Origin of the sequence: Streptomyces sp. NPDC021212 (assembly GCF_044332925.1) — a bacterium.
Classification (GTDB): Bacteria; Actinomycetota; Actinomycetes; order Streptomycetales; family Streptomycetaceae; genus Streptomyces.
Genome location: NZ_JBIRPZ010000003.1, coordinates 527,477 through 545,829 on the forward strand (window position 1 = coordinate 527,477; position 18,353 = coordinate 545,829).

Sequence of the window (18,353 nt, forward strand, 5' to 3'; positions counted from 1 at the left end):
GACCTTCCTCTTCGCAACTACGGACCGGCTGGAGGAATATTCAGTGAATGTGCTGCTCGCCGAGGTGGCCCAGGCCACCCAGCGGCTGGCCGACGCGGGCGTGCCCTCCCCGCGCTTCGACGCGGAGGAGCTGGCCGCCTTCGTGCACGGCGTCAAGCGGGGGGAGCTGCACGGCGTGCTCGACGCCGACTTCGACGCCCGCTACTGGGAGGCGGTGGCCCGCCGCGAGGCCCGCGAACCCCTGCAGCACATCACCGGCCGTGCCTTCTTCCGCTACCTGGAGCTCCAGGTGGGCCCCGGTGTCTTCGTCCCGCGCCCGGAGACCGAGTCGGTCGTCGGCTGGGCCATAGACGCGGTCCGGGCCATGGACGTCGTCGAACCCCTCATCGTCGACCTGTGCACCGGCTCCGGAGCCATCGCCCTGGCCCTCGCCCAGGAGGTGCCCCGCTCCCGGGTGCACGCCGTGGAGCTGGACGAGGGCGCCCTCCAGTGGGCCCGCAAGAACGTCGAGGGGTCCCGCGTCGTTCTTCAGCGAGGAGACGCGTTGACGGCCCTGCCCGAGCTGGACGGGCAGGTGGATCTCGTCATCAGCAATCCCCCGTACATCCCGCTGACCGAGTGGGAGTACGTGGCGCCGGAGGCGCGCGACCACGACCCCCAGCTCGCGCTCTTCTCCGGTGAGGACGGCCTCGATGTGATCCGCGGCCTGGAGCGCACGGCCCACCGGCTGCTGCGGCCGGGCGGCGTCGTCGTCATCGAGCACGCAGACACCCAGGGCGGCCAGGTGCCGTGGATCTTCACGGAGGAGCGTGGCTGGGCGGACGCCGCCGACCACCCCGACCTGAACAAACGGCCCCGATTCGCCACCGCGCGGAAGGCCATGCCGTGACCGCGGCACCGCACCACACACTGGCCACGTACGAGGAGGACCGTTAAATGGCACGGCGATACGACTGCGGGGACGCGACCGACCGCAAGACCGGCCTGCGCGAGGCCGCGTCCGCCGTCCGCCGCGGCGAACTGGTCGTGCTGCCCACCGACACCGTCTACGGGATCGGTGCGGACGCGTTCAACGCGGAGGCGGTCGGCGATCTGCTGGAGGCCAAGGGCCGGGGCCGCAACATGCCGACCCCCGTCCTCGTCGGCTCCCCGAACACCCTGCACGGTCTGGTCACCGACTTCTCCGAGATGGCCTGGGAGCTGGTCGACGCCTTCTGGCCCGGCGCGCTCACCCTCGTCGCCAAGCACCAGCCGTCGCTGACCTGGGATCTGGGCGAGACCCGGGGCACCGTGGCGGTACGGATGCCGCTGCACCCGGTCGCGATCGAGCTGCTGACCGACTTCGGCCCGATGGCGGTCTCCAGCGCCAACCTCACCGGACACCCGTCCCCGCAGGACTGCGACGCCGCGCAGGACATGCTGGGCGACTCCGTCTCGGTCTACCTCGACGGCGGCCCCACCCCGGCCGCGGTGCCCTCCTCCATCGTCGACGTCACCGGCAAGGTCCCGGTGCTGCTGCGGGCGGGCGCACTCTCCGCCGAGCAGCTCCGGGAGGTCGTACCCGACCTCGAGGTGGCGAATTGACAGCCCCGGAGACGGGCCGTGGCATAGCGGAACACCGTGCGAAGCACGCCGAGACCTCGTTCCGCATCCTCCACGTCAGCACCGGCAACGTCTGCCGCTCGCCGATCACCGAGCGGCTGACCAGGCATGCCCTCACCCACCGGCTCGGCACTGCCCGCACCAGCGGGCTGATCGTGGAGAGCGCCGGCACCTGGGGGCACGAGGGCGCGCCGATGGAGGCGCACGCCGCCACCGTCCTGACCGACTTCGGCGCCGACCCGGACGGCTTCCTCGGCCGGGAGCTGCTGGACGAGCACGTCATCCGCGCCGACCTCGTGCTGACCGCGACCCGCGACCACCGGGCCCAGGTCATCTCGATGGGCCACTCGGCCGGCTTGCGGACCTTCACGCTCAAGGAGTTCACCCGGCTGGTACGGGCCATAGACCCCGCGACGCTGCCCGATCCGGAGGAGGTGGGCGGCGTGGTCGAGCGCGCCCGCTCCCTGGTCCAGGCGGCGGCCGCGCTGCGCGGCTGGCTGCTGGCGCCGAACGAGGAGGCGGACGAGGTGCACGACCCGTACGGGGCGCCGATCACCTTCTTCCGCTCCATCGGCGACGAGATCAATCAGGCGCTGGACCCGGTCGTGACCGCTTTGACGGGGGTTCCGGCCCCCGCGTAGCGCCTTCGTTCCCGGGGCCGCGGGTTCCGGCCGCGGCGCGCGCTGCCGCCGGTGCGGGCCTACATTGGGGGTGACGCCCGACGAAGGTGAGCACGCGATGGCCGTCAGCGCGGTTCCCTGGGGGCCGGATTTCGGCGAGCTGGCCCGGCAGGACCCCGAGCTGGCCGGGATCATCACGGGCGAGCTGGAGCGCGTCCGGGGCGGTCTCCAGCTGATCGCCGCGGAGAATTACACCTCGCGGGCGGTGCTCGCCGCCCTGGCCTCTCCGCTGGCCAACAAGTACGCCGAGGGCTACCCCGGGGCACGCCACCATGGCGGCTGCGAGCTGGTGGACGTCGCCGAGCGGGTGGCCCAGGGCCGGGCGACGGCGCTGTTCGGCGCGAGCCACGCCAATGTGCAGCCCCATTCGGGCTCCTCCGCGGTGCTCGCCGCGTACGCCGCGCTGCTGCGGCCCGGCGACACCGTGCTGGCGATGGCGCTGCCGCACGGCGGCCACCTCACCCACGGCTCCCCGGCGAACTTCTCCGGCCGCTGGTTCCACTTCGTCGGCTACGGCGTCGATCCGGCCACCGGGCTGATCGACTACGACCGGCTGCGCGAGCTGGCGCTCGCCCACCGCCCGAAGGCGATCGTGTGCGGCTCGATCTCGTACCCCCGCCATCTGGACTACGCCGCCTTCCGGGCCATCGCCGACGAGGCGGGCGCGTACCTCGTCGCCGACGCCGCACACCCCATCGGCCTGGTGGCCGGGAAGGCGGCGCCGAACCCGGTGCCGTACGCGGACGTGGTGTGCGCCACCACGCACAAGGTGCTGCGCGGGCCGCGCGGCGGCATGCTGCTGTGCGGCGCGGAGCTGGCCGAGCGGGTCGACCGCGCCGTGTTCCCCTTCACCCAGGGCGGCGCCCAGATGCACACCGTGGCGGCCAAGGCGGTGGCGTTCGGCGAGGCCGCCACGCCCGGGTTCGCCGCGTACGCCCGGCAGGTCGTCGCCAACGCGCGCACCCTCGCCGACGGGCTGGCGGTGGCGGGGCTGACGGTGGCCACCGGGGGCACCGACACCCACATGATCACCGTCGACGTGTCCCCGCTGGGGCTCGACGGCCGTGAGGCGAAGGCCCGTTGCGCGGCCGCCGGGATCATCCTGGACACGTGTGCGCTCGCCTCCGCCACCGAACCCGGTGGCTGCGTCCGGGGCTTGCGGCTGGGCAGCGCGGCGGTGACGACGCAGGGCATGGGGGAGGGGGAGATGGAGCGGATCGGGGCGTTGCTTACGATGGCCCTGCGCGAGGACGAGTCGGCGCCCCGCACGCGCGGGGTGCGCGCGGAGGTGAGGGAATTGGCCGCCGCGTTTCCGCCGTATCCTCAGTGATCATCCGCCGCGAACCCCCGGAGCCATGGCGCGTACCGTGTGCCGGGAGCCCTGTGCGCCACTGCCGGTCCCCGGCACACCGGGAACCGGAGCAGGCTAGGGTGAGGTCTCCTAAGGTGTGGCCCTGATCAGCCTCGCGACGTCTGGGGAATAGGTGCGTGAATACCTGCTGACTCTGTGCATCGTGGCCGCGGTGACGTATTTGCTCACCGGGCCGGTGCGGAAGTTCGCCATCGCCGCCGGTGCGATGCCGGAGATCCGGGCCCGCGATGTGCACCGTGAGCCCACTCCGCGGCTCGGAGGCATCGCCATGTTCGGCGGGCTCTGCGCGGGGTTGCTGGTGGCCGCTCACCTCACCAACCTCAAGGACGTCTTCGAGACGTCCAACGAGCCGCGCGCGCTGCTCTCCGGCGCCGGGCTCATCTGGCTGCTGGGGGTGCTGGACGACAAGTGGGGCGTGGACGCGCTGATCAAGCTGGGCGGCCAGATGATCGCCGCCGGTGTGATGGTGCTCCAGGGTCTGACCATCCTGTGGCTGCCGGTCCCCGGTGTGGGACCCGTCTCACTGACGCCCTGGCAGGGCACGCTGCTGACGGTGGCTCTGGTCGTCATCACCATCAACGCGGTCAACTTCGTTGACGGGCTTGATGGTTTGGCGTCCGGCATGGTGTGCATCGCCGCCGCCGCGTTCTTCATGTACGCGTACCGCATCTGGTTCGGCTACGGGCTGGAGGCCGCCGCCCCCGCGACCCTGTTCGCTGCCGTCCTCATGGGCATGTGCCTGGGCTTCCTGCCGCACAACGCCCACCCCGCGCGGATCTTCATGGGCGACTCGGGCTCGATGCTCATCGGGCTGGTGCTCGCGGCGGGTGCGATCTCCATCACGGGCCAGGTGGACCCGGACGCGATGAAGCTGTTCGCCGGATCCGAGACGGCCGCGGTGCACGCCACCGTGCCGGTCTACATCCCGCTGCTGCTTCCGCTGACCGTCATCGCGGTGCCCTTCGCGGACCTGGTGCTCGCCATCGTCCGGCGCACCTGGCGGGGCCAGTCGCCGTTCGCTGCGGACCGCGGCCATCTGCACCACCGGCTGCTGGAGATCGGCCACTCGCACAGCCGGGCCGTGCTGATCATGTACTTCTGGTCGGCGCTGATCGCCTTCGGCGCGGTCGCGTACTCGGTGAACTCGGCGGGTGTGTGGTTCGTGCTCGCGATCGTGGCCCTGAGCGCGGTGGGTCTGGTGCTGTTGCTGCTGCCGCGCTTCACCCCTCGCGTGCCGCGCTGGGCGGAGGCGTTCGTACCGCCCCGCTACCGGCGTCGGCCCGTGGCCGCGCAGGCCGCGCCGGTCACGCAGAGTGCCGAACCGGCGCCGGCCGCGGCCGCCCAGGTGGCCCCGCCGGAGCACCCGGAGAAGCCCGCCCCCGAGGCGGTGCCGCCCCGGCTCAACGGCGCCACCGCGATCGGCGACCGGTCCCGTTTTCCTCACCGCAAGAAGATCGGAACCCCGCAGTAGCGGTGACGCAACACGTCAAGCACATACACCCGCTGTAACTCACACGTGTGACGTGCAGCACACTGGGTGGGTAAAGACCTCATCAAATAGTTTGTGATACCGTTCACTAAACCCGGTGCTAGAGCCCAAGGACCGTAGTGCGACGGTCCTTCGCCGTGAGGTTCTTCCCTTCCCCGGGGATACGCTCGTCGACGACGAATCGTTGCTCCCGACTCTTGCCGGAGAAACCCTTCATGCAGTCCAACGACGCCAGAACGCTGCTCAGTTGCGCCGTGCCCACCGCCGTGGTCGGGGTGGTCGCCGTTGTCGCCAGTTCTGTGCTCGCCGGTGGAAAGGGCGCGATCGGGGCCGCCTTCGGAGCGCTTCTCGTGGCCGCGGTCATGACGATCGACCTGATCGTGCTCGAGCGCACCGCGAAGTACCTTCCGCAGCTGTTCCAGATGATGGCCCTCGCCCTCTACATGGTGCAGTTCCTGCTCATCGCGGTGCTGCTGGCCGTCTTCAAGGACACCACTCTCTTCAGCACCCGCGCGTTCGCGTTCTCCCTGCTTGCTGCGACACTGACGTGGATCGCGGCGCAGACCCGTGCCCACATGAAGGCCAAGATTCTCTACGTTCAGCCGGAAGCCGAGGACGAACGGAAGCCGGCGAGGGAGAAGGAGGCCTCCCCCGCCGGGTCCGCATCGTGATCTGTAGGGCCGGTATAAGGGCACACACGCTCACCTGCTATCGTCCGGTTTCATCTGAGGCACAGCGGGCGCAGGCGGCTGAACCCCCGGAATCCGCGGGGCGGAATCGGCGGCCCATGCAGCTGCTGCCCGTGAGCCCTGCGGTCTTGTACGCACAAGCCGCCCCCACATTCGTAAGAACCAGTCCAGTGCCGCTCCGTGGCCATGCGCCGCGCCGACACATCGAGGTTGCCGTACCCATGCGCCACGCTGAAGGAGCTCGCGGTGAGTCCTGACCAGACGCTCGCCTTCGAGACCGATTGCCACATCTTCAACGGGTGCGGCTTTCCGGCCCCAGGGCTTCACTCGTTCACGTTCGAGCCGATCGCCACGATCGGCGGCTTCGAATTCAACAAGCCGATGCTGCTTGCCCTGCTCGGGACCGTCGTCGTGGTGGCGTTCTTCTGGGCCGCCTTCGGGAAGGCCAAGGTCGTCCCCGGCAAGCTCCAGATGGTCGGCGAGGCGGGCTACGACTTCGTGCGCCGTGGCGTCGTCTACGAGGCCCTGGGGAAGAAGGAGGGCGACAAGTACGTCCCTCTCATGGTCTCCCTGTTCTTCTTCATCTGGATCATGAACCTCTGGTCCGTGATCCCGCTGGCCCAGTTCCCGGTGACGTCGATCATCGCCTTCCCGGCGGGACTCGCCGCGCTCGTCTACATCCTGTGGGTGAGCCTCACCTTCAAGCGCCACGGCTTCGTCGGCGCCCTGAAGAACATCTCCGGCTACGACAAGTCGATCGGCCCGGTCCTGCCGCTGGTCATGGCCCTGGAGCTGCTCTCCAACCTGCTGATCCGGCCGTTCACCCACGCCGTCCGGCTCTTCGCCAACATGTTCGCGGGTCACGTCCTGCTGCTGATCTTCACGATCGGCAGCTGGTACCTGCTGAACGGCATCGGGATCGCGTACGCGAGCGTCTCGTTCGTGATGGTCATCCTGCTGACCGCCTTCGAGCTCTTCATCCAGGCCCTTCAGGCGTACGTCTTCGTCCTGCTGGCCTGCAGCTACATCCAGGGCGCTCTCGCCGAGCACCACTGAGCCCCTGCCCCAGTCCGCAAGACATCCGGTGGCCAACCCCCACCGGCCCATGAAACAGAAGGAAGAACCGGCATGTCCGCTCTCCAGTCCCTCGCTGCTGATGGTGTTCACGGCTCCGTTGGTGCGATCGGCTACGGCCTCGCCGCCATCGGCCCCGGCGTCGGCGTCGGCATCATCTTCGGTAACGGCACCCAGGCCATGGCCCGCCAGCCCGAGGCCGCCGGTCTGATCCGTGCCAACCAGATCCTCGGCTTCGTGCTCTGTGAGGCGCTCGCCCTGATCGGTCTGGTCATGCCGTTCGTCTACGGCCAGTAATTCCAGCTCGCCGATAGCTGTTGCGACGAAAGGTACGGATGTGAACGCCCTGGTACACCTGGCGGAGGAGCAGGAGAACCCGCTCATCCCGCCGATCCCAGAGCTTGTCATCGGCCTGATCGCCTTCGCCATCGTTTTCATCTTCTTCGCCAAGAAGCTCCTCCCGAACATCAACCGTGTTCTGGATGAGCGCCGCGCGGCGATCGAGGGCGGAATGGAGAAGGCCGAGGCAACTCAGGCCGAGGCCCAGCAGGTCCTCGAGGACTACCGCGCCCAGCTCGCCGACGCCCGTCACGAGGCCGCCCGACTGCGCCAGGAGGCGCAGGAGCAGGGTGCCGCGCTCATCGCGGAGATGCGTGCCGAGGGTCAGCGGCAGCGCGAGGAGATCATCGCGGCCGGCCACGCCCAGATCGAGGCCGAGCGCAAGCAGGCCGGTACGGCGCTGCGCCAGGACGTGGGCAAGCTCGCCACCGACCTGGCCGGCAAGATCGTCGGCGAGTCCCTCGAGGACGTCGCCCGGCAGAGCCGCACCATCGACCGCTTCCTCGACGACCTCGAGGCCAAGGCGGCCGACGGCTCGAAGGCCGAGGCCGGACGATGAACGGAGCGAGCAGGGAGGCACTGGCTGCCGCGCGCGAGCGCTTCGACGCGCTGACGGACAACACGTCCGTCGACGCGGTGAAGCTCGCCGACGAGCTGGCCGCCGTCACCGCGCTGCTCGACCGTGAGGTCTCGCTGCGCCGGGTCCTCACCGACCCGGCGCAGCCCGGCGAGGCCAAGGCCGAGCTGGCCCGGCGCCTGCTGAGCGGGCAGGTCGGCGGCGAGGTCCTGGACCTGGTCTCCGGCATGGTCCGCTCCCGCTGGTCGCGCTCGCGCGACCTGGCGGACGCGGTCGAGGAGCTGGCGAGCAGCGCCGACCTGGTGGCGGCCCAGCGGGCCGGCACCCTCGACAACGTCGAGGACGAGCTGTTCCGGTTCGCCCGGATCGTCTCCTCCTCGTCCGAGCTGCGGTCGGCGCTGGCTGACCGGCGCGCGAGCGGTACGGCCAAGGCCGGACTGGTCCGCGAGCTGCTGGGCGGCCGGGCCGACCGGGTCACCGAGCGGCTTGTCGTGCGTCTTGTGACCCAGCCGCGCGGACGTAGCCTGGAGGCGGGTCTCGACGAGCTGTCCCGGCTCGCCGCGGCGCGCCGGGACCGGATGGTCGCGGTCGTCACCTCGGCGGTGCCGCTCAGCGACCGGCAGAAGGAGCGCCTCGGCGACGCCCTGGCGAAGCTGTACGGACACAAGGTGCACCTCAACCTCGACGTGGACCCGGAGGTCCTCGGCGGGGTCGTGGTACGCATCGGCGACGAGGTCGTCAACGGGACCATCGCGGACCGCCTCGAAGAGGCGAGCCGACGGATGGCCGGCTGATCCAGCCACCAACTCAACAAGCATGTAAGCGGCCCGAGTTGGGCCGTAGTCACTTACTTCGGGCCCAACAAGGAGAGCAGGGAACCCAGATGGCGGAGCTCACGATCCGGCCGGAGGAGATCCGGGACGCGCTGGAGAACTTTGTCCAGGCGTACAAGCCGGACGCGGCCTCGCGCGAGGAGGTCGGTACGGTCAGCGTTGCCGGCGACGGCATCGCGAGGGTCGAGGGTCTTCCCTCGGCCATGGCGAACGAACTGCTGAAGTTCGAGGACGGCACCCTCGGCCTCGCCCTCAACCTCGAGGAGCGCGAGATCGGTGCCGTTGTCCTCGGCGAGTTCAGCGGCATCGAGGAGGGCCAGCAGGTGCACCGCACCGGCGAGGTCCTCTCGGTAGCCGTCGGCGAGGGTTACCTCGGCCGCGTCGTCGACCCGCTGGGCAACCCGATCGACGGCCTCGGCGAGATCGAGACCGAGGGCCGCCGCGCCCTCGAGCTTCAGGCCCCCACGGTCATGGACCGCAAGTCGGTTCACGAGCCGATGGAGACCGGCTACAAGGCCGTCGACGCCATGACCCCGATCGGCCGCGGTCAGCGTCAGCTGATCATCGGCGACCGGCAGACCGGCAAGACCGCGCTGTGCGTCGACACGATCATCAACCAGCGTGACAACTGGCGCTCCGGCGACCCGAAGAAGCAGGTCCGCTGCATCTACGTCGCCGTCGGCCAGAAGGGCTCCACCATCGCGTCCGTGCGCGGCGCGCTGGAGGAGGCCGGCGCCCTGGAGTACACGACGATCGTCGCCGCCCCGGCGTCCGACCCGGCGGGCTTCAAGTACCTCGCCCCCTACACCGGCTCGGCCATCGGCCAGCACTGGATGTACCAGGGCAAGCACGTCCTGATCGTTTTCGACGACCTGTCCAAGCAGGCCGACGCGTACCGCGCCGTGTCGCTGCTGCTGCGCCGCCCGCCGGGCCGTGAGGCCTACCCGGGCGACGTCTTCTACCTGCACTCCCGGCTGCTGGAGCGCTGCGCCAAGCTCTCCGACGAGATGGGCTCCGGCTCGATGACCGGTCTGCCGATCGTCGAGACCAAGGCGAACGACGTGTCGGCGTTCATTCCGACCAACGTCATCTCCATCACCGACGGTCAGTGCTTCCTCGAGTCCGACCTGTTCAACGCCAACCAGCGGCCGGCCCTCAACGTCGGTATCTCGGTCTCCCGAGTCGGTGGTTCCGCGCAGCACAGGGCGATGCGCCAGGTCTCCGGCCGCCTCCGTGTGGACCTCGCCCAGTACCGCGAGCTGGAGGCGTTCGCCGCCTTCGGTTCGGACCTGGACGCGGCCTCGAAGGCGTCGCTGGAGCGCGGTGCGCGCATGGTCGAGCTGCTGAAGCAGGGCCAGTACGCCCCGTTCTCCACCGAGGACGAGATCGTCTCCATCTGGTCCGGCACCAACGGCAAGATGGACGACGTGCCGGTCGAGGACGTCCGCCGCTTCGAGCGCGAGCTGCTGGACTACCTGCACCGTGAGCACAAGGGGCTGCTGACCAGCATCGTCGAGGGCGGCAAGATGTCCGACGACACGATCGCGGCGCTGGGCGAGGCCGTCGACGGCTTCAAGAAGCAGTTCGAGACCTCGGACGGCAAGCTGCTGGGCGAGGGCTGAGTATGGGTGCCCAGGTCAAGGTCTACAAGAGGCGGATCAAGTCCGTCTCCGCGACCAAGAAGATCACCAAGGCGATGGAGATGATCGCCGCCTCGCGCGTCGTCAAGGCGCAGCGTCAGGTGGCGGCGTCGACCCCGTACGCCACCGAGCTGACCCGCGCGGTCGGCGCCGTGGCCAAGGGCTCCACCACCCAGCACGCGCTGACCACGGAGGCCAAGAACCCGACCCGCGCCGCGGTGCTGCTCATCACGAGCGACCGCGGGCTCGCGGGCGGCTACTCCTCCAACGTCATCAAGGCGGCCGAGCAGCTCACCGAGCGGCTCACCGGCGAGGGCAAGGAGGTCGACACCTACATCGTCGGCCGCAAGGGTGTCGCCTACTACACCTTCCGTGAGCGCAAGGTCACGGAGTCGTGGACGGGCTTCACCGACAACCCGACCTACGCCGATGCCAAGAAGATCGCCGGACCGCTGATCGAGGCCGTGCTCCAGGAGACGGCCGACGGCGGCGTGGACGAGCTGCACATCGTGTTCACCGAGTTCGTCTCGATGCTGACGCAGACCCCGGTCCAGGACCGGCTGCTGCCGCTCAGCCTCGAGGAGAAGGCGGAGGAGCAGGAGAAGAAGGGCGAGCTGCTGCCGCTCTTCGAGTTCGAGCCGTCGGCCGAGGACGTCCTCGACGCCCTGCTGCCGCGGTACGTCGAGGCTCGGATCTACAACGCCCTGCTGCAGGCCGCCGCCTCCAAGCACGCGGCCACCCGGCGGGCGATGAAGTCGGCGACCGACAACGCCGATGAACTCATCAAGTCGCTCACGCGGCTTGCCAACGCGGCCCGCCAGGCCGACATCACCCAGGAAATCAGCGAGATCGTCGGTGGCGCGAGCGCTCTGGCCGACGCCTCTGCGGGGAGTGACTGACAACTATGACCACCACTGTTGAGACGGCCACGGCGACGGGCCGCGTCGCGCGGGTCATCGGCCCGGTCGTCGACGTGGAGTTCCCCGTCGACGCGATGCCGGAGATCTACAACGCCCTGCACGTCGAGATCGCCGACCCGGCCCAGGACGGGGCGAAGAAGACCCTGACCCTCGAGGTCGCGCAGCACCTCGGCGAGGGCCTGGTGCGCTCCATCTCCATGCAGCCCACCGACGGCCTGGTCCGCCAGGCCCCGGTGACCGACACCGGCACCGGCATCACCGTGCCTGTCGGCGACGTCACCAAGGGCCGGGTGTTCAACACCCTCGGCCAGATCCTCAACGAGCCCGAGGCCGAGTCCGAGGTCACCGAGCGCTGGGCCATCCACCGCAAGGCCCCGGCCTTCGACCAGCTCGAGTCCAAGACCGAGATGTTCGAGACCGGCCTGAAGGTCGTCGACCTGCTGACCCCGTACGTCAAGGGCGGCAAGATCGGTCTGTTCGGCGGCGCGGGCGTCGGCAAGACCGTCCTCATCCAGGAAATGATCATGCGTGTGGCCAAGCTGCACGAGGGCGTTTCCGTGTTCGCCGGCGTCGGCGAGCGCACCCGTGAGGGCAACGACCTGATCGAGGAGATGGCCGAGTCCGGCGTGCTCCCGCAGACCGCGCTGGTCTTCGGCCAGATGGACGAGCCCCCGGGCACCCGTCTGCGCGTCGCCCTGGCCGGTCTGACCATGGCGGAGTACTTCCGCGATGTGCAGAAGCAGGACGTGCTGTTCTTCATCGACAACATCTTCCGCTTCACCCAGGCCGGTTCCGAGGTCTCGACCCTGCTCGGCCGCATGCCCTCCGCGGTGGGCTACCAGCCGAACCTGGCCGACGAGATGGGCATCCTCCAGGAGCGCATCACCTCGACCCGTGGTCACTCGATCACCTCGATGCAGGCGATCTACGTCCCCGCGGACGACCTCACCGACCCGGCCCCGGCGACCACCTTCGCGCACCTCGACGCGACCACGGTGCTCTCCCGGCCGATCTCGGAGAAGGGCATCTACCCGGCGGTGGACCCGCTGGACTCGACGTCCCGGATCCTGGACCCGCGCTACATCTCGCAGGACCACTACGACTGCGCCTCGCGCGTGAAGTCGATCCTGCAGAAGTACAAGGACCTCCAGGACATCATCAACATCCTGGGCATCGACGAGCTGGGCGAGGAGGACAAGCTCACCGTCTTCCGCGCCCGCCGCATCGAGCGCTTCCTGTCGCAGAACACCCACGCGGCGAAGCAGTTCACCGGTCTCGACGGATCGGACGTGCCGCTGGACGAGTCGATCGCCGCGTTCAACGCGATCGCCGACGGCGAGTACGACCACTTCCCCGAGCAGGCGTTCTTCATGTGCGGTGGCCTGGACGACCTCAAGGCCAAGGCCAAGGAGCTGGGCGTCTCCTGAGCCCCGTAGCTTGAGGAGAGGGGTGGGCCCGGTCCCGCCCCTCTCCGCACGCCCGTTATTCTTTGACGAAAGCCCTGTCGTAACCGGCAGGTTTCAGACCCGAGGAGCCACGTTGGCTGCTGAGCTGCACGTCGAGATGGTCGCGGCGGACCGTAGTGTCTGGTCCGGCACGGCCACCTTGGTCATCGCGCGCACCACATCGGGTGACATCGGCGTCATGCCCGGCCACCAGCCGCTGCTCGGTGTGCTGGAGTCCGGCCCGGTGACCATCCGTACGAGCGACGGCGGGACGGTCGTCGCCGCGGTGCACGGCGGGTTCATCTCGTTCTCGGACGACAAGCTCTCGGTGCTGGCCGAGGTCGCGGAGCTGTCCGACGAAATCGATATCAAGCGCGCGGAGCGGGCGCTGGAGCGCGCCAAGTCGGCGGCGGACGCCGCCGCCGAGCGGCGCGCCGACGTCCGGCTGCGTGCGGTGGCGGGAGTGCACTGAGCCTGTCACGTACGGTCGGAAAGCCTCAGCCGCGGACCTCGCTGGAGTTCCTCTTCAGCGGTCCGCGGCTGAGGCGATGCAGGTGCGGTTTTTCCGGATGAGGCGAGGAGGTCGGTGAAGATGGTCCTCGCTCTGCTCGTGAGCGGCGTGGTCGTCGCGCTGGTGGTGGCGGGACTCTTCGTCTTCGGGCTGCGGCGGCGGCTGATCCAGCGGTCCGGCGGCACCTTCGACTGTTCGATGCGCTGGGGCGCGCCCGGGCCCGAGGCGGAGCCCAGCGGCAAGGGGTGGGTGTACGGGATCGCCCGCTACAACGGTGACCGGATCGAGTGGTTCCGGGTCTTCTCGTACGCGTTCCGCCCCCGGCGCACGCTGGAGCGCGCCTCGATCGAGGTGCTGGAGCGGCGTACGCCCAAGGGCGAGGAAGAGCTGGCCCTGCTCTCCGACGCGGTGATCCTGGCTTGCCGGCACAGCGGTACGCGGCTGGAGCTGGCGATGAGCGAGGACGCCCTGACCGGCTTCCTGGCCTGGCTGGAGGCCGCCCCGCCCGGCCAGCGCGTCAACGTGGCCTGAGAGTTTCGTTCACACCCCCAACTCCTGTGCCAGGACGGCCGCCTGGACCCGGCTGCGCAGCTCCAGCTTGGCGAGCAGCCGGCTGACGTGGGTCTTCACCGTCGCCTCCGCCATGGTGAGGTGCGCCGCGATCTGCGCGTTCGACATCCCCTGGCCGAGACAGCCCAGCACCTCGCGCTCGCGCGGGGTGAGCGCGGCGAGCACCACGGGATCGGCCGCCGTCCCGCCCCCCGACCGGGCGAACTCCGCGATCAGACGGCGGGTCACCGCGGGCGCGATCAGCCCCTCGCCGCGCGCGACCGTACGGACCGCCTCGACGAGCCGTGCCGCGTCGCTGTCCTTGAGCAGGAACCCGGCCGCACCGGCGCGCAGCGCCCCGAAGACGTACTCGTCCAGGTCGAAGGTGGTCAGCACCAGGACGTCGGCCAGCCCCTCGGCGACCACCTGCCGGGTCGCGGAGACTCCGTCGAGCCGGGGCATCTGGACGTCCATCAGCACCACGTCGGGTCGGAGCGCCCGGGCCAGCGCCACGGCCTGTTCGCCGTCGGTGGCCTCGCCGACCACCTCGATGCCGGGCGTCGACCGCAGGATGAGCACGAGCCCGGAGCGCACCGCGGCCTGGTCCTCGGCGACGAGCACCCGGATGGGCGTGGGCTGTAGCTGATTCACCGCGGCTCCTGTGCTGTCATGGTTGGTTGTCATCCCTCAGCGGCAGGGCGGCCCGGACCCGCCACACCGTGCCGGTGGGGCCGGGGACGGGGCCCGCGTCGAGGGTGCCGCCGAGCAGCGTGACGCGTTCCCGCATCCCGATCAGCCCGGTGCCGGTGCCGGGCGCCCGTGGGGTGGGTTGCTCGCTGTACGGGCCGCACGGGCTGATCACGCTGACCTCCAGGGCGCCGTTCGCGGGATGCGTGAGCGTCACGTGCACCCTGCCTGGCGCGGCGTGCTTGAGGGCGTTGGTCAGGGACTCCTGGACGATGCGGTACGCGGCGAGTTCGACCGGGGCGGGCAGCGGGGCGGAGCCCGCCGGGCGCTCGTCGTGCAGGACGAAGTCCTGGCCTTCCGGTGAACTGGTGCTTCTGGCCTGCTCCAGCAGGCTGTCCAGGGCGTCGAGGGTGGGCGCGGCGGCCGGCCGGCCCTCTCCCTCGTCGTCGCGCGCGTCGCGCAGCAGGCCGATCAGCCGCCGCATCTCGGCGAGCCCGTGCACGCTGTTCTCCCGGATGACGCCGAGCGCCTCCTCCGTCGCGGCCGGGTCCTTGAGTGACTGGGCGGCGGTGGAGTGGATGGCGATCGCGGAGAGGTGGCCCGCCACCATGTCGTGCAGCTCGCGGGCCATCCGGGCCCGCTCGGCGGTGACCGCCTCGCGGCGGTCCAACTCGGCGAGCAGCGCGACGCGTTCGGCCTCCAGGCGGGCGGCCGCGGCCTCTTCCCGGTGGTTGCGGACCAGCACGCCGGTCCACGCCGGGCTGATGGTGAACACCGCGACGAGCATGCCGATCACCAGCGTCCAGGGCTCGCGGACGACCGCCAGCGGCACCGCCGTCGCCACCGCCGTGACCAGCACGCACAGGCGGGGGATGTTGCGGGCGGTGGCGGGGGTGCCGTACATGACGGCCGCGTAGATCAGGTCCGTATACATCAGGAGCGTCGCGGCGAGCCCGCCGCTGCAGAGGTCCGCGGCCACGGCGCCGGTCCCGATGACGAGCCCCGCGACCGGCGCCGTACGCCGCAGCAGCTCCGCCCCCGAGATGACGGCCAGTGCGACCAGCCCGAGCCACTGGGGCGTCCCGAAGAACGGCGGATTGTTGTGCAGCCCCAGCGTCCACAGCAGCCCCCCGCCGAGCACCCCGGCGAGGCCGATCAGCAAGTCGTCGCGGTGCGGGCGCGGCAGGCGGTGCGGCATGCCCCCATCACAGCACGCGCCGTGGGGCGCGGGCCTCCCCTCCGGGTCCTGCCTGCCGGTGCGCGGCGTACATCGAAGGATGCAGTCGGGTTTCGTCGCCCGCGACGAGGCGGAGGGCCGGATCGCACGGAACGGTGAGGGAGGAGGAACCGAGAGGAGCGAAACCGTGATTGTCGCGCTGATCATCGCCTGTGAGGTCGGCTTCTGGGTGCTGCTGGCCGTGGGGTTGGCCCTGCGGTACGTGGCCAGGATGCCGCGCGCGAGTGTGGGCGTGCTGCTGTGTGAACCGATGCTGGAGCTGGTGCTGTTCGTGGCGACCGCGATCGACCTCAAGAACGGCGCCGAACCGGACTGGAAGCACGGGCTCGCCGCGGTCTACATCGGCTACTCGGCCGCCCTGGGCCACCAGACGATCCAGTGGGTCGACGCCCGGGTGGCCCACCGCTTCTTCCACGGCCCGCCGCCGGTGAAGCCGCCGAAGTACGGCATGGCGCGGGCGGCCCACGAATGGAAGACCGCCGCCCGCTGGATCCTGGCGGCGGTCATCGCGATGGCGCTGCTCCAGGGCGCGATCTGGTACGTCGGCGACGACGGCGACAGCGGCTCGCTGCGCGAGTGGCAGTCGAAGATGCTCCTCGTGATCGGCATCAACGTGATCATCGCGGGGAGCTACACCCTCTGGCCCAAGCGCGCCCCCGCCAAGTCGGACGCGCACTAGCCGCCTCCGGCGGAAGTCCCCACCCCGCCCCTCCCCGAACCCGGGGGCTCCGCCCCCGGACCCCCGTCTGGGGCTGCGCTGCCGGGCGCCCGTCTGGGGCTGCGCCCCCGGACCCCCGCCTTGGGCTGCGCCCCCGGGCCCCCGTCTGGGGCTGCGCCCCTGGACCCCCGTCTGGGGCTGCGCCCCGAGCCCCCGTCTGGGGCTGCGCCCCCGGGCCCCTGCCTGGGGCTGCGCCCCTGGACCCCTGCCGGGGCTGCGCCCCTGACCCCCGGTCCGTCACCGGGCCACCCGGGCCTGCCCCCGGCCTCCTTCGGGGCTGTGCCCTCGCCCCTCGCCTGGGACTGCGCTCCCGCCCCGGCTGCTTCGGCCGGAGTTGTGCCTCTGGTCAGCCTGGGGGAGTCCTGGTCCCGGGCTGAGGCTGAGCCGCCGGGCCTTGGCTGGGGCTGCGCCTCCGGGGCCCGCCCCAGACCCCGTTGGGGCTGCGTCCCGGGCCCCGGCTGGGGTTTCCGCCCCCGGCTCCGCTGTGGCCGCGCCCTGACACGCCCGCGGCTGTCCGGGGTCCGGGGCCGGCCCCGGTTCGGGAAGGGGCGGGGTGGGGAAGACCCCGCGTCAGCGGTTCTCACCGGGGAGTCCCACCGCCGGACCGCGCCGGGGCCGCGCCCCTGACGCCGGTCGGCGAGGCTCAGCGTCAGCGGTTTTCGCCGGGGACCCACAGGACGTCGCCGACCTCCTTATTGGCCGAGCGGGCCAGGATGAAGAGCAGGTCGGACAGCCGGTTGAGGTAGGTCGCGGTGAGCGGGTTCATGGAGTCGCCGTGTTCGGCGAAGGCCGCCCACGTCGACCGCTCGGCCCGCCGTACGACCGTGCACGCCTGGTGCAGCAGGGCCGCGCCGGGGGTGCCGCCGGGGAGGATGAAGCTGCGCAGCTTCTCCAGGTCTTCCAGGAAGCGGTCGCAGTCCGCCTCCAGCTGGTCGATGTAGCTCTGCTCGACCCGCAGCGGCGGATGCTCGGGGTTCTCGACCACCGGGGTGGACAGGTCGGCGCCCACGTCGAACAGGTCGTTCTGGACCCGGACCAGGACGTCGGTGATCTCGGCCGGCAGCGCGCCCAGCGCGATGGCCACACCGAGCGCGGCGTTCGCCTCGTTCGCGTCGGCGTACGCGGCAATCCGCAGGTCGGTCTTGTCGGCGCGGCTCATGTCGCCGAGGGAAGTGGTGCCCTTGTCCCCGGTGCGCGTGTAGATGCGGGTGAGATTGACCATGAAGCCGAGCCTACGCCCCGGCCCGCCGGAAGAGGCGGGTGCCGAGGGTGACGGCGACGGCGGCGAGCCCGGTGGCGACCAGGCAGGCGAGCCCGATCCTGCCGTCCCCGTAGTCCCCGGCGAAGGCGGCCCGTACGCCGTCCACGAGGTAGCGGAACGGCACGAAGTGCGAGGCGATGTCGAGCCAGCGCGGGCCGAGCGACATCGGCAGCAGGATGCCGGAGAGCAGCATCGCGGGCATGGTGACGGAGTTGATGACGGGGGCGAATTCCTGCGGCGACTCCACGCGCATGGCCAGCGCGTACGAGAGCGAGGCGAGCGAGACGGTGAGCGCGGCGACGAAGGCGAAGCCGATCAGGATGCCCGGCACCGGCGCGCGCAGCCCCATGGCGATGGCGACGAGCACGACCACCACGGACTGGAGCAGGAGCTGGACGACGTCCTTGAGGACCCGGCCCATGAGCAGGGCCAGTCGGCTGACCGGAGTGACCCGCATCCGCTCGATGACGCCCATGCGCTTTTCGAAGACGAGGCCGATCCCGGCGAACGAGGCGCTGAACATGCCGAGCTGGATGAGGATGCCGGGGACGATGGTCTGCCAGGAGTTGCCCTCGCCGCCCAGCGGTATGTCGGTGAGCAGCGGGCCGAAGAAGACCAGGAACAGCAGTGGCTGGACGAGGCCGAAGACCATGGCGGGCTTGGAGCGCAGGGTCTGGCGCAGCTGGCGGCGGAAGATCAGGGCCGTGTCGGAGATGACGTGAGGCATGGG

General features: G+C 70.5%; 20 protein-coding genes. 16 read left to right on the forward strand and 4 right to left on the reverse strand.

Translation table 11 applies throughout. From position 1 onward, the window contains the following. The first annotated feature begins 43 nt into the window (after positions 1-43). From prmC to ACH4SI_RS10705, 15 genes are all read left to right on the forward strand, one after another. Positions 44-889 carry a peptide chain release factor N(5)-glutamine methyltransferase gene (gene prmC / locus ACH4SI_RS10635; protein WP_398294887.1) on the forward strand — a complete coding sequence of 282 codons (846 nt, stop codon included), beginning with the start codon at positions 44-46 and terminating at the stop codon, positions 887-889. Positions 890-936: 47 nt separating this feature from the next. Beyond that, complete coding sequence (locus ACH4SI_RS10640; RefSeq protein WP_398294889.1) at positions 937-1,584, forward strand: L-threonylcarbamoyladenylate synthase; 648 nt, start codon at positions 937-939, stop codon at positions 1,582-1,584. Continuing rightward, entirely contained in the window at positions 1,581-2,243 is a 663-nt protein-coding gene (locus ACH4SI_RS10645) for a protein-tyrosine-phosphatase (RefSeq protein WP_398294892.1), read from the forward strand. The genes ACH4SI_RS10640 and ACH4SI_RS10645 overlap by 4 nt, the downstream gene beginning before the upstream one ends. A 97-nt stretch (positions 2,244-2,340) precedes the next feature. Further along, on the forward strand, positions 2,341-3,612 hold the full coding sequence (gene glyA, locus ACH4SI_RS10650) for a serine hydroxymethyltransferase (RefSeq protein ID WP_398295234.1): 1,272 nt from the start codon (positions 2,341-2,343) through the stop codon (positions 3,610-3,612). 154 nt (positions 3,613-3,766) lie between these two features. Next, positions 3,767-5,125, forward strand: coding sequence for an MraY family glycosyltransferase (locus tag ACH4SI_RS10655; RefSeq protein ID WP_398294894.1), 1,359 nt, complete (start codon positions 3,767-3,769; stop codon positions 5,123-5,125). A 233-nt stretch (positions 5,126-5,358) separates the two neighbouring features. Then, entirely contained in the window at positions 5,359-5,814 is a 456-nt protein-coding gene (locus ACH4SI_RS10660) for a hypothetical protein (protein ID WP_398294896.1), read from the forward strand. A 264-nt stretch (positions 5,815-6,078) separates the two neighbouring features. Further along, positions 6,079-6,888 carry a F0F1 ATP synthase subunit A gene (atpB, locus tag ACH4SI_RS10665; protein WP_398294898.1) on the forward strand — a complete coding sequence of 270 codons (810 nt, stop codon included), beginning with the start codon at positions 6,079-6,081 and terminating at the stop codon, positions 6,886-6,888. Positions 6,889-6,960: 72 nt separating this feature from the next. After that, complete coding sequence (atpE, locus tag ACH4SI_RS10670; RefSeq protein ID WP_398294900.1) at positions 6,961-7,203, forward strand: ATP synthase F0 subunit C; 243 nt, start codon at positions 6,961-6,963, stop codon at positions 7,201-7,203. A gap of 40 nt (positions 7,204-7,243) precedes the next feature. After that, positions 7,244-7,804, forward strand: a complete 561-nt coding sequence (locus ACH4SI_RS10675) for a F0F1 ATP synthase subunit B (protein WP_055547699.1) — start codon at positions 7,244-7,246, stop codon at positions 7,802-7,804. Next, positions 7,801-8,616: a F0F1 ATP synthase subunit delta gene (locus ACH4SI_RS10680; protein ID WP_398294903.1), complete on the forward strand. Its 816-nt coding sequence runs from the start codon at positions 7,801-7,803 to the stop codon at positions 8,614-8,616. The genes ACH4SI_RS10675 and ACH4SI_RS10680 overlap by 4 nt, the downstream gene beginning before the upstream one ends. Positions 8,617-8,705: 89 nt before the next feature. Further along, positions 8,706-10,277, forward strand: coding sequence for a F0F1 ATP synthase subunit alpha (gene atpA / locus ACH4SI_RS10685; RefSeq protein WP_398294905.1), 1,572 nt, complete (start codon positions 8,706-8,708; stop codon positions 10,275-10,277). Positions 10,278-10,279: 2 nt separating this feature from the next. Continuing rightward, on the forward strand, positions 10,280-11,194 hold the full coding sequence (locus tag ACH4SI_RS10690; protein ID WP_398294907.1) for a F0F1 ATP synthase subunit gamma: 915 nt from the start codon (positions 10,280-10,282) through the stop codon (positions 11,192-11,194). A 5-nt stretch (positions 11,195-11,199) separates the two neighbouring features. Beyond that, positions 11,200-12,642 carry a F0F1 ATP synthase subunit beta gene (atpD, locus tag ACH4SI_RS10695; RefSeq protein ID WP_398294909.1) on the forward strand — a complete coding sequence of 481 codons (1,443 nt, stop codon included), beginning with the start codon at positions 11,200-11,202 and terminating at the stop codon, positions 12,640-12,642. 112 nt (positions 12,643-12,754) lie between these two features. Beyond that, positions 12,755-13,132, forward strand: coding sequence for a F0F1 ATP synthase subunit epsilon (locus ACH4SI_RS10700; protein ID WP_398294911.1), 378 nt, complete (start codon positions 12,755-12,757; stop codon positions 13,130-13,132). 120 nt (positions 13,133-13,252) lie between these two features. Continuing rightward, entirely contained in the window at positions 13,253-13,702 is a 450-nt protein-coding gene (locus ACH4SI_RS10705; RefSeq protein WP_398294913.1) for a DUF2550 domain-containing protein, read from the forward strand. A 9-nt stretch (positions 13,703-13,711) separates the two neighbouring features. On the opposite strand, the gene ACH4SI_RS10710 is transcribed toward ACH4SI_RS10705, so the two are convergent. Together ACH4SI_RS10710 and ACH4SI_RS10715 are read right to left on the reverse strand one after the other, a co-directional pair. After that, positions 13,712-14,404, reverse strand: a complete 693-nt coding sequence (locus tag ACH4SI_RS10710) for a response regulator (RefSeq protein ID WP_398294915.1) — start codon at positions 14,402-14,404, stop codon at positions 13,712-13,714. Further along, positions 14,388-15,605, reverse strand: a complete 1,218-nt coding sequence (locus tag ACH4SI_RS10715) for a sensor histidine kinase (RefSeq protein ID WP_398294917.1) — start codon at positions 15,603-15,605, stop codon at positions 14,388-14,390. The genes ACH4SI_RS10710 and ACH4SI_RS10715 overlap by 17 nt, the downstream gene beginning before the upstream one ends. A gap of 166 nt (positions 15,606-15,771) precedes the next feature. Between ACH4SI_RS10715 and ACH4SI_RS10720 the strand changes: the two genes are divergently transcribed. Next, positions 15,772-16,323 carry a hypothetical protein gene (locus ACH4SI_RS10720; protein WP_398294919.1) on the forward strand — a complete coding sequence of 184 codons (552 nt, stop codon included), beginning with the start codon at positions 15,772-15,774 and terminating at the stop codon, positions 16,321-16,323. A 688-nt stretch (positions 16,324-17,011) separates the two neighbouring features. On the opposite strand, the gene ACH4SI_RS10725 is transcribed toward ACH4SI_RS10720, so the two are convergent. Together ACH4SI_RS10725 and ACH4SI_RS10730 are read right to left on the reverse strand one after the other, a co-directional pair. Next, on the reverse strand, positions 17,012-17,584 hold the full coding sequence (locus ACH4SI_RS10725) for a cob(I)yrinic acid a,c-diamide adenosyltransferase (protein WP_398294921.1): 573 nt from the start codon (positions 17,582-17,584) through the stop codon (positions 17,012-17,014). Between the two features lie 10 nt (positions 17,585-17,594). Further along, positions 17,595-18,350: an ABC transporter permease gene (locus ACH4SI_RS10730; protein ID WP_398294923.1), complete on the reverse strand. Its 756-nt coding sequence runs from the start codon at positions 18,348-18,350 to the stop codon at positions 17,595-17,597. Positions 18,351-18,353 lie beyond the last annotated feature (3 nt).